This is a genomic window from Streptomyces sp. NPDC031474, assembly GCF_055581185.1.
Genome location: NZ_JBVIJX010000004.1, coordinates 37273 through 48512 on the forward strand (window position 1 = coordinate 37273; position 11240 = coordinate 48512).

The 11240-nt window shown below is 73.5% G+C and carries 8 protein-coding genes and 1 pseudogene; 7 read left to right on the forward strand and 2 right to left on the reverse strand.

What is annotated here, in order from left to right:
- The first annotated feature begins 11 nt into the window (after positions 1-11).
- Positions 12-3173, forward strand: coding sequence for an ATP-binding protein (locus ACZ5SK_RS08395; protein ID WP_468575594.1), 3162 nt, complete (start codon positions 12-14; stop codon positions 3171-3173).
- Here ACZ5SK_RS08395 and ACZ5SK_RS08400 read toward each other — a convergent pair.
- Complete coding sequence (locus tag ACZ5SK_RS08400) at positions 3151-3945, reverse strand: ABC transporter permease (protein ID WP_334578493.1); 795 nt, start codon at positions 3943-3945, stop codon at positions 3151-3153. The genes ACZ5SK_RS08395 and ACZ5SK_RS08400 overlap by 23 nt on opposite strands.
- On the reverse strand, positions 3942-4994 hold the full coding sequence (locus ACZ5SK_RS08405; protein ID WP_334578494.1) for an ATP-binding cassette domain-containing protein: 1053 nt from the start codon (positions 4992-4994) through the stop codon (positions 3942-3944). The genes ACZ5SK_RS08400 and ACZ5SK_RS08405 overlap by 4 nt, the downstream gene beginning before the upstream one ends.
- A 177-nt stretch (positions 4995-5171) precedes the next feature.
- Here ACZ5SK_RS08405 and ACZ5SK_RS08410 point away from each other — a divergent pair, with 177 nt between their 5' ends.
- From ACZ5SK_RS08410 to ACZ5SK_RS08435, 6 genes and pseudogenes are all read left to right on the forward strand, one after another.
- Positions 5172-5849, forward strand: coding sequence for a HemK2/MTQ2 family protein methyltransferase (locus ACZ5SK_RS08410; protein ID WP_361707540.1), 678 nt, complete (start codon positions 5172-5174; stop codon positions 5847-5849).
- On the forward strand, positions 5833-6057 hold the full coding sequence (locus tag ACZ5SK_RS08415) for a CDGSH iron-sulfur domain-containing protein (RefSeq protein ID WP_334578496.1): 225 nt from the start codon (positions 5833-5835) through the stop codon (positions 6055-6057). Before ACZ5SK_RS08410 ends, ACZ5SK_RS08415 begins: the two co-directional genes overlap by 17 nt.
- Entirely contained in the window at positions 6054-7136 is a 1083-nt protein-coding gene (locus tag ACZ5SK_RS08420) for an iron-containing redox enzyme family protein (protein ID WP_468575597.1), read from the forward strand. Before ACZ5SK_RS08415 ends, ACZ5SK_RS08420 begins: the two co-directional genes overlap by 4 nt.
- Before the next feature lie 149 nt (positions 7137-7285).
- Positions 7286-7474, forward strand: a pseudogene (locus tag ACZ5SK_RS08425) (LLM class F420-dependent oxidoreductase); the annotation flags it as partial.
- A 72-nt stretch (positions 7475-7546) separates the two neighbouring features.
- Positions 7547-8152 (forward strand): cysteine hydrolase family protein, encoded by a 606-nt coding sequence (locus ACZ5SK_RS08430; RefSeq protein WP_457495192.1) that lies wholly within the window; start codon positions 7547-7549, stop codon positions 8150-8152.
- Between the two features lie 26 nt (positions 8153-8178).
- Positions 8179-11226 carry an FAD-binding and (Fe-S)-binding domain-containing protein gene (locus ACZ5SK_RS08435; RefSeq protein WP_468575599.1) on the forward strand — a complete coding sequence of 1016 codons (3048 nt, stop codon included), beginning with the start codon at positions 8179-8181 and terminating at the stop codon, positions 11224-11226.
- Positions 11227-11240: the final 14 nt, after the last annotated feature.

Below are 11240 nucleotides of genomic sequence, written 5' to 3' on the forward strand. Positions count from 1 at the left end.
AACCTTCAGGCATGACCACCGAGTTGGCGTTGCTGTCCCAAGTCGCCTGTCGTGGGCGGGAGATCACCGCGCCCCGGCTGCGCGGCCTGCTGGCGTTGCTCGCCGCCGACCTGCACGCCGGCTGCAGCACCGGCCTGCTGGTGGAGGGACTGTGGCCGGACGAGCTGCCGGAGCGGCCGGGCAAGGCGGTACAGGTCCTGGTGTCGCGGCTCAGGGCGCAGCTGGGCGCCGAGCTGATCGTGAGCACGCCGACGGGGTACCGGCTGGCGCTGGACGAGACCCAGGTCGACAGCTCCGCGCTGTTGTCGTACGAGGCGGCGAGCGCCGAGCGGGCGCGGGCCGGGGACCACGAGGGCGCCCTGGCGCAGGCCGAGGCGGGCCTGGCGCTGTGGGACGGGAGCGTGGGCGCCGGTGCGGGCGAGGACGCGCACGATCCGGTGGTGGCGTTGCGCGCCGGCCGCCGCCGGGCTCATCGCGCGCTGGCCCGCTCCCGGGCGCTCGCGCTCGCCCGGGTGGGGCGGCGGGCGGAGGCCGCGGCGCCGCTGGCCGAGCTGGCCCGGGAGCTGCCGCGGGACGAGGAGGTGCTGGCGGAGCTGCTGCGGTGCGAGGCCGCGACCGCGGGGCGGCCCGCGGCACTGACCCGGTACGACGCCTACCGCCGAAGGCTGCGCGACGAGCTGGGGACCGACCCGGGGCCCGGGCTCAGGTCCCTGTACCAGGAGTTGCTGCGCGCGGACGCGCCGCCCACCCGGCACGGGGTGCCGCACGAGCCGAACCCGCTGCTGGGGCGGGACGCCGACGTCGCCGCCGTGGGCGGGCTGCTGCGCGAGGCGCGGGTGGTCACGGTCGTCGGCCCCGGCGGGCTGGGCAAGACCCGGCTCTCGCACGCGGTGAGCCGGGCGGCCGTGCAGCCCGTGGTGCATTTCGTCACCCTGGCCGGTGTCCTCGCCGACGAGGACGTCGCCGACGAAGTGGCCTCGGCCGTCGGCGCCGGGGAGGCCGGGCGGTTCGCCGGGGGCGGGGACGTCGTCGGCGGCATCGTCGCCGCGCTGGGCGCCGGGCCCACGCTGCTGGTGCTGGACAACTGCGAGCAGGTGATCGCCGGCGCGGCGGATCTCGTACAGGCGCTGGTGTCGCGGTCGAAGGAGCTGCGGATCCTGGCCACCAGCCGGGCTCCGCTGGGGCTGACCTCGGAGTCGGTGTACGCCCTGCCGGAGCTTTCGCCGGCGACGTCGGTGGAGCTGTTCGTGCAGCGGGCGCGGGCCGCCAGGCCCGGGGTGGACCTGCCGGCCGCCGAAGTGGCCGAGATCTGCCGCCACCTGGACGGGCTGCCGCTGGCCGTCGAACTCGCCGCGGCCCGGGTCCGGGTGCTCTCCGTTGCCGACATCTCGCGCCGGCTGCGGGACCGCTTCGCGCTGCTGCGCGGCGGCGCGCGCGACGCGCCCGAGCGGCACCGCACCCTGCGGGCCGTGGTCGAGTGGAGCTGGAATCTGCTGGAGGCCGACGGTCAGGCCGCGCTGCGGGCGTTGTCGGTGTTTCCCGGGGGCTTCACCGAGGACGCGGCGCAGTGCGTGCTCGGCGAGAACGCGGACGCGGACGCGCTGACGCTGCTGGAACAGCTGGCGGGCCAGTCCCTGGTCAAGGTGGGCGAAACCGCTGCCGGGGTGCGGTTTCACATGCTGGAGACGTTGCGCGAGTTCAGTGCCGCCCGGCGCGCCGAGGCAGGCGAGGAGGAGGCGGTGACCGGCCGGTTCCTCCTGTGGGCCCGGGACTTCGGGCGGGCGCACCACGACGTGCTGTTCGGCGGCGGCCCGCCGCGCCCGTGGACCGGCATCCGGGCCGAGCAGGACAACCTCGTCCTGGCCCTGCGGTTCGCGCTGGCCCGCGCCGACGGCCCCACCGTCGCGGCGGTCACCGCGGCGCTGGGCTCGCTGTGGGCCACCGGCTCCAACTACGCCCGCCTCGCCGCCCTCGCCGACGAGACCGGCGGCCCGCTGTCCCATTTCCGCCCCGGCCCCGAGGACCCCGAGTACCCGGCGGACGTCGAGGCGGCCCGCAGCGCGGCGGTGGTGTGCACGGCCAGCCTCTTCATGGGCCGCGGCCCCCACGCCGTACGCCATCTCGTCACGCTGCGCCGGCTGCCGCCCGCCCCGCCGGACACGCTGGCGCGGGCGCTGGCCGTCGTGCTGTGCGCCTTCCCCGACATACATCCGCCGCAGTACACGCGGCTGCAGGAACTCTGCGACGCCGACGCGCCCATGCTGGCGGGCATGGCGGCGGGCGTCGCCAGCTATGTGTGGGAGGCCGAGCACGAGACGGAGCGCGCGCTGGCGTGCGCCCGCCGGATGCTCGACGCGATGGGGCCGCTCGGGAATCCGGCCATGCGGCTGCTCAGTCATGGGCGGATCAGCGAGCTGTGCCTGAAGTCCGCGCGGGGCGCGGAGGCGTACGACCATCTGCGGGCCGCGCTGGGCGCGCTCGACGAGGTCGGCGACTGGTCGGACGCGATCGGCGTGCGCTGGGGGCTGGTGCTGGCCTGTCTGCAACGCGGGGACGTCGACGAGGCGGAGTACTGGCTGGGCCTCGCGGCCCTGGAACAGCAGCCGGAGTCCGCGGAGGCGTTCAGCTCCGAACTGCCGGCCCGCGCGGAGATCGCGCTGGCCCGCGGGCTGACCGAGGTCGGGCTCGGACTGTGGCGCCAGGCGGCGGAGCGGATCCGGCAGGGCAGCCTGCTGTACGCCGACGATCCGTTCGTGGATCCGTGGTCGCTGGAGATCCAGTCGGCCGCGCTGGCGGCGCACGCGCAGTGCGGCCGGCTCGAGCCGGTGGCCGAGCTGGCACAACGACTGCGGCAGCGGCTGCTCGGGATGCTGGGCGGCTCCTTCGAGGACGACTCCCCGGCGGAACTGCCCGTGTACGGCACGGTGTTGCTGGCGCTCGGCTTCACCGGGCTGGCCTTGGGCGACCCGGCGGCCGTACGGCTGCTGGCGCTGGCGGAGCGGATGCCGGCGATCCGGGAGTTCCCCACCCTGTCCACGACCCGGGCCCGGGAGGCCGCCGAAAAGGCCGACAGGGCGGCCTACGACGACGCGAGGTCGACGTACGCCACCCTGGGACGGGAGGAGCTGCGGGCGGCCGCACTGCGCGAACTCAGTGCCGCGGCTCACGGTTGAACTTCGCCTTGGACCACAGGTAGCCCAGCACCGACAGCCCCACACACCATCCGACGGCCAGCACCGCGTTCCTGGCGCCGATCCCGCTGCCCAGCAGCAGCCCGCGCAGGGTCTCGATGAGGGGCGAGAACGGCTGGTACTCGGCGAACCAGCGGAACCAGCCGGGCATGGCGTCCACCGGCACGAACGCGCTGGACAGGAACGGCAGCATCACCAGCGGCGTGCCGATGTTGCTGGCCCCCTCCGGGTTGGGGCTGATCAGACCGATGCCGACCGCGAGCCAGGTCATGGCGAGGCTGACCAGGGCCATCAGGGCGGCCGCCGCGATCCACTCCAGCGGGGACGCGTCGGGCCGGAAGCCGATGGCCAGTCCGATGCCCAGGACCAGCACCAGGGCCATCATCGTCTGGATGACGCTGCCGATCACATGGCCGATCAGCACGGAGGCCCGGGAGATCGCCATGGTGCGGAACCGGGCCATGATGCCCTCGGTCATGTCGGTGCACACGGCCACCGCGGTGCCGAGCGAGGTCATGGCCACGGTCAGCAGGAGGATGCCGGGGACGAGATAGGCGACGTAGTCGGCACGGTCGGCGTGACCGCCGTTGATGCCGGCGCTCATCACGTTGCCGAAGACGTAGACGAACAGCAGCAGCAGGATGACCGGGGTGAGCAGGAGGTTCAGGGTGAGGGAGGGGTAGCGGCGGGCGTGCAGGAGGTTGCGGCGCAGCATGGTCAGGTTGTCGCGAAGGGCGTACGACGGGGTGCTCATCGGGCGGTCTCCTTTTCGGCGGTCTTGCCTGCGGTCTGCTTGGCGGTCTTGTCGGCGGTCTGCCTGGTGGTCTGCTTGGCGGGGTCGGTGGCGGGGTCGGTGGCGGGGGCCGTGACGGGGGTGCCGGTCAGGGCGAAGAACACGTCGTCCAGGTCGGGGGTGTGCACGGACAGCTCGTCGGCCTCGATGCCGGCGGAGTCGAGCCAGTCGAGGATGGCGCGCAGTTCGCGCTGGCTGCCGTCGCTGGGGATCTGCAGGGTGAGCGCCTCGTCGTCGCGGGTCGTCTCGCGCAGCGCGGTCGCGGCGCGGGCGTACGCGTCCGGGTCGGAGAAGCGCAGCCGCACGTGCCCGCCGGGGACGAGCCGCTTGAGCTCCTCGGCGCTGCCCTCGGCGACGATCCTGCCGCCGTTGAGCACCGCGATGCGGTCGGCGAGCTGGTCGGCCTCCTCCAGGTACTGGGTGGTGAGGAAGACGGTGACGCCGCCGGAGACCAGCTCGCGGATGATCTGCCACATGGTGTGCCGGGAGCGGGGGTCGAGGCCGGTGGTGGGCTCGTCGAGGAAGATGATCCGGGGGCTGCCGACCAGGGTCATCGCGATGTCGAGGCGGCGTTTCATGCCGCCGGAGTAGGTGGAGGCGGGCTTCTTCGCGGCCTCGACCAGGTCGAACCGCTCCAGCAGTTCGGCGGTGACCCGTCGCCCCTCGCTCCTGGAGAGGTGGTGCAGGTCGGCCATCAGGAGCATGTTCTCCTCGCCGGTGATCAGCCCGTCCACGGCGGAGAACTGGCCGGTGACGCCGATGGCGGCGCGCACGGCCTGGGCCTCGCCGGTGACGTCGTGCCCGGCGATCCGCGCCTGTCCGGCGTCGGCGGAGATCAACGTCGAGAGGATGTTGACCACTGTGGTCTTGCCGGCGCCGTTCGGGCCGAGGAGGGAGAAGATCGTGCCTGCGGGCACCTGGACGTCCATGCCGTCGAGGACGGTCTTGTCCCCGTAGGCCTTCCGCAGCCCGGTGGCCGCGATCGCGGGTTCGTTGTGCGTCGAAGTCATGCCGCAGAGCTTGCGGGCGGAGCGGTTCAGAGCGGCTTCAACCCGGTTTCAGTCCGCCGGGGAACCTTCGAGGCGTTGAAACCGGCGCGCCGTGAGCGTCGTTACGTCTGCCGTCCCGGGGTACTCGTGGGGCGTTGCCGGCTCAGCAGCACGTTCCAGAGGAAGGCACAGGCAGCCATGACGGCCGACTCACTCGCCGCCGCACCACGGCTTCGCTGCTGGGTCCCCCGGGGCGTCTATCCCCCGCAGGCCGACACGCGGCTCCTGGAGCGTGCGTTGCGCCGCGAGAGGATCACGGGCGAGACGGACGTGCTGGATCTCGGCACCGGAAGCGGACTGCTCGCGGTGGAGGCGGCCCGGCTCGGCGGCCGGGTCACCGCGGTCGACATCTCCTGGCGGGCGATCGCCGTGGCCTGGCTGAACGCCCTGCTGAACGGACAGTCCCTGCGGGTGCGCCACGGCGACCTCGCGGCGGCCGTGCCCGGCCGCCGTTTCGACCTGGTGACCGCCAACCCGCCCTATGTGCCCGCTCCGGGCGCCGCGCCGCCCCGGGGCCCCGCCAGGGCGTGGGACGCCGGCCGGGACGGCCGTCTGCTGATCGACCGCATCTGCGACACCGCGCCGACGGTGCTGCGTCCGACGGGGACGCTGCTGATCGTGCACTCGCACCTGTGCGGCGTCGACGCCACGCTGGCCCGTCTTCAGAAGGCGGGTCTGCGCGCGGAGGTCGTCGACCGGGCCCGGCTGCCCTTCGGCCGGGTGCTGCGGTCACGGCTCGCCTGGCTGCGCGAGCAGGGGCTGACGGCCGACGGGACGACGGAGGAGCTGGTGGTGATCCGTGCCGCACACCCCTGAACGCCCCCGCCGCGTCCGTGTCCGCGTCCAGCGCGACGGGCCCCTGCTGATCGAGGGGCCGGTCGAGGTGGTGGACGAGCACGGCGAGGTGACGGTCTCGGACCGCTTCACCGTGGCGGTCTGCACCTGTCGCCGCAGCCGCATCTACCCCTGGTGCGACACCAGCCATCGGCGCCGCTGCCGGCCGGAAGAGGGCGACGCCGCATGACCGTCTCCCGGCCCTCGCCCTCTCCCCCTCCCGATCCCTCTCCCCGTCCCCGCGATCAGCTCCGGCTGCGGCCGCCGCCGCTGCCCGAGCCGCGCGGCCCGCTCTCCGCCGCGGTGACGGCCCTGCTGCGGGGACCGGCCCCCGGGAGCCCGCCCTCCCCCGCGCAGTCGCCCCTGTCGTCGCCCGCGGACTGTCCCGTCTACGGCGACGACCTTCAGCTCGCCCTCTACGTCCTCTACGAGCTGCACTACCAGGGCTTCCAGGACGTCCCCGACAGCCTTGAGTGGGACAGCGCGCTGCTGGCCTGCCGCGCTGCGATCGAGGAGCGTTTCCTGGCCGCATTGCGCAGGGACGTCCCCCTGGACGACGGCACCGGCCACACGGTGACGGCCGTGCAGGCGCTCGACGCGCTCCAGCTCGAACCGGTCGGCGACGCCCCCGGCAGCGTCTCCCACTTCCTCCGGGACGAGGGCAGCCTCGACCAGCTGCGTGAGTACGCGGCCGTGCGCTCGCTGTACCACCTCAAGGAAGCGGACCCGCACGCCTGGGTCCTGCCCCGGCTGCACGGGCGGGCCAAGGCGGCCATGGTCGCCGTGGAGTTCGACGAGTTCGGCGGGGGCCGCGCCGAGCGGATCCACGCGCGGTTGTTCGCCGACCTCATGGAGGACCTGCGGCTCGACGCGACGTACGGGCACTACGTCGACGCGGCGCCGGCCGAGGCGCTCGCCACCGTCAACCTGATGTCCCTGTTCGGTCTGCACCGGGCGCTGCGCGCGGCGCTCGTCGGCCACTTCGCCGCCGTGGAGGTGACCTCGTCGCCGGCCTCGCGCCGCCTCGCCGAGGCGCTGCGCCGGGTGGGCGCGGGCCCGGCGGCCGTGCGGTTCTACGCCGAGCACGTGGAGGCGGACGCCGTGCACGAACAGATCGTCCGGCATGACGTCGTCGGCGGGCTGCTGGAGGGCGAACCGCACCTGGACGCCGACGTGGTGTTCGGGATCCGCGCGACCGCCCATCTCGACGACCGCCTGGCGGACAGGCTGCTCGGCGCCTGGCGCGCGGGCGCCACGGCGCTGCGTTAGGCCGTCCCGGCCGCCGGGTACTCGGCAGCGCGTTCCCCGAAACCGTTGAGCCGTCACCGCACACCCGCTCCGCCTGGGAGAGAAGATGCCCGAGTTCGGATACTTCCTGTCGTGCGAGGAGCACAGCCCGGCAGAGCTCGTCGAGCAGGCAACTGGTCACCGAGGAGCAGGTGGCGGCCGCCGTGCCGTGCGGCGACGATCCGGACGCGCACGTCGAGGCCCTGTCCGCGTTCGTCGACGCGGGCTTCGACACCGTGTACGTCAACCAGATCGGCAAGGACCAGCAGGGCTTCTTCGACTTCTACCGCACGAAGATCCTGCCGCGACTGCGCGAATGACCACACCGACGGCGCTGTCCGGCACCGACAGCACTGACAGCGCCGACTGCGCCGGATGGGCGGTGAGCCGTGGTGGAGCAGCCCGAGGACACGACGGGGCTCGCTCTCGTCGTGATCGACATGATCAACACCTACGAGCACGAGGACGCCGAGCTCCTCGTGCCGTCCGTCCGGCGGATCGTGCCCGTCCTGGCGGAGCTGATCGCCCGGGCCCGCGAGGCGGACGTGCCGGTGATCTACGCGAACGACAACTTCGGGCGGTGGCGCTCCCACCACGGTGAACTCGTGGCCGCCGCGCTGTCCCGGCCGCACGCCGACCTGATCGAGCCGATCCGGCCCGACGACGCGTCGCTGTTCGTGGTGAAGGCCCGCCATTCCGTCTTCTACGAGACGCCCCTGGCCTATCTCCTGTGGCGCCTGGGCGTCGCGGACGTGGTGCTGAGCGGCCAGGTCACCGAGCAGTGCGTCCTGTACTCCGCCCTGGACGCGCACATCCGCCACCTGGGGGTCACGATCCCCAAGGACGCCGTGGCCTCCATCCATCCCGGGCTGGGAGCCGCCGCCCTGGACATGATGGAGCGCAACATGGACGCCCGGATCACCACGGCGAAGGAGATCGCCTTCTCGGAAAACCCACTCTTGCAGTCCTCCGGGCCGGGTACCCGGGAGCGGCAGTAGCGTCCGTGGGAAGGCGGTTTCCTCTGATGAGTCGCAACGGACTGGCCGCGGCACTGGCCGCGGAGGTGGACGCCGAGGTCAGGTTCGACGCGGGCAGCAGGGGCGCGTACGCCACCGACGGCTCCAACTACCGGCAGGTGCCGATCGGCGTCGTGGTGCCGCGTTCGGTGGAGGCGGCGGCGCAGGCCGTGCAGGTGTGCGCCCGTTTCGACGCCCCGGTCCTGTCGCGGGGCGGCGGCACGAGCCTGGCGGGCCAGTCGACGAACACGGCGGTGGTGATCGACTGGAGCAAGTACTGCGACAGACTGGTCGCCGTCGATCCCGACGCCCGGACCTGCGTGGTCGAGCCGGGCATCGTGCTGGACGCGCTCAACGGGCGGCTGTCGGACCACAGACTCCAGTTCGGGCCGAAGCCCTCGACGCACAGCCACTGCGCCCTGGGCGGCATGATCGGCAACAACTCGTGCGGCGGGTCCGCGCAGGCGTACGGCAAGACCGTCGACAACGTGCGCCGCCTGGAAGTGCTCACCTACGACGGCGCCCGCATGTGGGTCGGGCCGACGTCGAAGGCCGAGCGGGCGCGGATCGCCGCCGAGGGCGGCCGCCGCGCCGAGCTGTACGCCGGGCTGGACGGCCTCGTCGCCGCGTACCTCCCCGACATCCGGCGCGGCTACCCGAAGATCCCCCGCCGGGTCTCCGGCTACAACCTCGACTCCCTGCTGCCCGAGAACGGCTTCGACGTGGCCAGGGCGCTGGTCGGCAGCGAGGGCACCCTGGTGACCGTCCTGCACGCCGAACTCGACCTGGTGCCGGTGCCCGCGTACCAGTCGCTGCTGGTCCTCGGCTACGACGACATCTGCGCCGCCGCCGACGACGTCCCCCGGCTGCTGGAGCACTGCCACCCCGGACAGCTGGAGGCCCTGGACGGGCGGATGGCCCAGCTGATGCGCGCGGAGGGCGCCTATCTGACCTCCCTGAACGCGCTGCCCGACGGCGACAGCTGGCTGATGCTGCAGTTCGGCGGCGACAGCCAGAGCGCCGTCGACGAACAGGCGCACGCCCTGCTGCGCGCCCTCGGCCGGACCGAGAAGGACGCCGACGTCGCGTTCTCCGACGACCCCGAGCGTGAGCAGCGGATGCTCAAGGCCCGCGAGGCCGGGCTCGGCGTCACCGCCCGCCCGCCCGACGACCGGGAGACCTGGGAGGGCTGGGAGGACTCCGCCGTACCGCCCGAACGGCTCGGCGACTATCTGCGGGACCTGAGGAAACTGTTCGCGGAGTTCGACTACGACCACCCCTCGCTGTACGGGCACTTCGGGCAGGGCTGCGTCCACACCCGCATCCCGTTCGGGCTGCGGACCGCCGACGGCGTGGCCCACTTCCGGCGCTTCGTGGAGCGGGCCGCCGACCTCGTCGCCTCCTACGGCGGCTCCCTGTCGGGCGAGCACGGCGACGGGCAGTCCCGGGGCGAGCTGCTCACCCGGATGTTCGGCGAGCGGCTGGTGGGCGCGTTCGGCGAGCTGAAGGCGCTGTTCGACCCCGGGAACCGGATGAACCCGGGCAAGGTCGTCCACCCCAACCCGGTCGACGGGCAGCTGCGCCTCGGACCCTCCTGGCGGCCGGCGACCCCCGCGACGCACTTCGACTTCCCCGAGGACGACCACTCCTTCAACCGGGCGGTGATGCGCTGCGTCGGCATCGGCAACTGCCGCGGCCACTCCGGCGGCGTCATGTGCCCCTCCTACCGGGCCACCAGGGAGGAGGAGCACTCCACCCGCGGCCGGGCCCGGCTGCTGTTCGAGATGCTCGACGGGCACACCGACTCGGCCGTCACGGACGGCTGGCGCTCCACCGAGGTGCACGACGCGCTCGATCTGTGTCTGGCCTGCAAGGGCTGCAAGTCGGACTGTCCGACCGGCGTCGACATGGCCACCCTCAAGGCGGAGTTCCTCTCCCACCACTACGAGGGCCGGATGCGCCCGGCCGCCCACTACTCCATGGGCTGGCTCCCCGTCTGGGCGCGCCTGTCCCGTCTCGCCCCGGGGCTGGTCAACAGCGCCTTGCAGGCGCCCGGTCTGGCGCGGGCGGGCAAACGGCTGGCCGGCGTGGACGAGGCCCGGCAGGCGCCCGTGTTCGCCCGTCGCTCGTTCCCGCAGTGGTGGCAGCGGCACGCCTACGCCGAGGAGCCCGACCCGGCCGACCCCCGCACGGTCGTGCTGTGGCCCGACACCTTCACCTCCTCCTTCCACCCCTCGATCGCCGTCGCGGCCGTACGCGTCCTGGAGGACGCCGGCTTCCGCGTCGCCGTGCCCACCGAGCCGGTGTGCTGCGGCCTGACCTGGATCTCCACCGGCCAACTGCCCGTCGCGCGCAAGGTGCTGCGCCGCACCCTGCACGTCCTGCGGCCCTATCTGGAGGCGGGCACCCCCGTCATCGGCCTCGAACCGTCCTGCACCGCCGTCTTCCGCTCCGACGCCGTCGAGCTGATGCCCGCCGACCAGGACGTGCAGCGGCTGGCCGGGCAGGTCCGCACCTTCGCCGAACACCTCGTCCAGCACGCGCCCGCCGACTGGCACCCCCCTCGGCTGGCCCGCCACGCGACCGTGCAGACCCACTGCCACCAGCACGCGATCATGAAGTTCGACGCCGACCGCGAGCTGATGCGCCGCGCCCACCTGAACGCCGACGTCCTCGACGAGGGCTGCTGCGGCCTCGCCGGGAACTTCGGCTTCGAACGCGGCCACCACGAGGTCTCCATGGCCGTCGCCGAGCAGGGCGTCCTGCCCGCCGTCCGCGCCGCCGCCCCCGACAGCCTGCTGCTCGCCGACGGCTTCAGCTGCCGTACCCAGATCGAACAGGGCGGCACCGGGCGGCGGGCCCTGCACCTGGCCGAAGCGCTGGCCCTCGGCCTGGACGGCCCGCTCCCGGGCGAGCATCCCGAACGCCTGGCCGTACGCCCCGACCCGCCCTCCCGCGCGGCCCGCTGGGCGACCACCGCCGGCGCCGCCGCCCTCACGTCGGCCGCCGCGACCGTGGCCGGCCGAGCCGCCCTGCGCTCCCTGCACCGCCCCTAGCACCCGCCACGCCC

Bases quoted from the DNA above. Each gene is read 5' to 3' on its own strand.
- ACZ5SK_RS08395 (WP_468575594.1), top strand. From the start codon at position 12: ATGACCACCGAGTTGGCGTTGCTGTCCCAAGTCGCCTGTCGTGGGCGG.
- ACZ5SK_RS08400 (WP_334578493.1), bottom strand. From the start codon at position 3,945: ATGAGCACCCCGTCGTACGCCCTTCGCGACAACCTGACCATGCTGCGC.
- ACZ5SK_RS08405 (WP_334578494.1), bottom strand. From the start codon at position 4,994: ATGACTTCGACGCACAACGAACCCGCGATCGCGGCCACCGGGCTGCGG.
- ACZ5SK_RS08410 (WP_361707540.1), top strand. From the start codon at position 5,172: ATGACGGCCGACTCACTCGCCGCCGCACCACGGCTTCGCTGCTGGGTC.
- ACZ5SK_RS08420 (WP_468575597.1), top strand. From the start codon at position 6,054: ATGACCGTCTCCCGGCCCTCGCCCTCTCCCCCTCCCGATCCCTCTCCC.
- ACZ5SK_RS08435 (WP_468575599.1), top strand. From the start codon at position 8,179: ATGAGTCGCAACGGACTGGCCGCGGCACTGGCCGCGGAGGTGGACGCC.